Here is a 629-nt window from a genome sequence, read left to right on the forward strand (position 1 = left end):
CAATTAATTATAAATACCCGACCTCTCTGGAAACATGATCAAGGCAGTAGAAAACAAAAAGCCGAGCATTAAGCTCGGCTTGATTCAATCAACTGAAACCTTACAGTTCAGCGTTATGATAAACCTGCTGAACATCGTCGCAATCATCCAGCATATCTAAGAATTTTTGGAATTTCTCTGCATCTTCACCCGCAACTGGCGTGTGTGTTTGCGGTACGAAAGTGATCTCTTCAACATCAATCGTTAGATCAGGAAATGCCCCATTCAATGCCGTTTTCGTTTTGAAGAACTCAGTGTGAGGAGCAAAAACAGTCACAACGCCATCTTCGACTTCAACATCGGTCACATCAACGTCGTCCATCATTAGCGTTTCTAGAATGATCTCATCATCATCGCCTTTGAATTGGAATACCGCTTGGTGAGCAAACATGTGTGAAACGGTACCTTCAACACCAATTTTCGCGCCTGTTTTAACAAAACACTGGCGAACATCTTGGAAAGTACGGTTGCCGTTGTCTGTTAGACAGTCGACGATCACGCTTGTGCCGCCAGGGCCAAAGCCTTCGTAACGCGCGGGTTGGAAATCTTCACCGCCGCCGCCATTCGCTTTATCGATCGCTTTGTCGATA

Annotated in this window: 1 protein-coding gene; it reads right to left on the reverse strand. The window is 45.2% G+C overall.

Annotated features, from left to right (window positions below):
• Positions 1 to 100: 100 nt before the first annotated feature.
• The coding region (locus BCU12_RS03405) for a YebC/PmpR family DNA-binding transcriptional regulator (RefSeq protein ID WP_102402986.1) at positions 101 to 629 on the reverse strand (529 nt) is incomplete at its 5' end.

Origin of the sequence: Vibrio sp. 10N.261.55.A7, assembly GCF_002877365.1 — a bacterium.
In the GTDB taxonomy this organism is placed as follows: Bacteria; Pseudomonadota; Gammaproteobacteria; order Enterobacterales; family Vibrionaceae; genus Vibrio.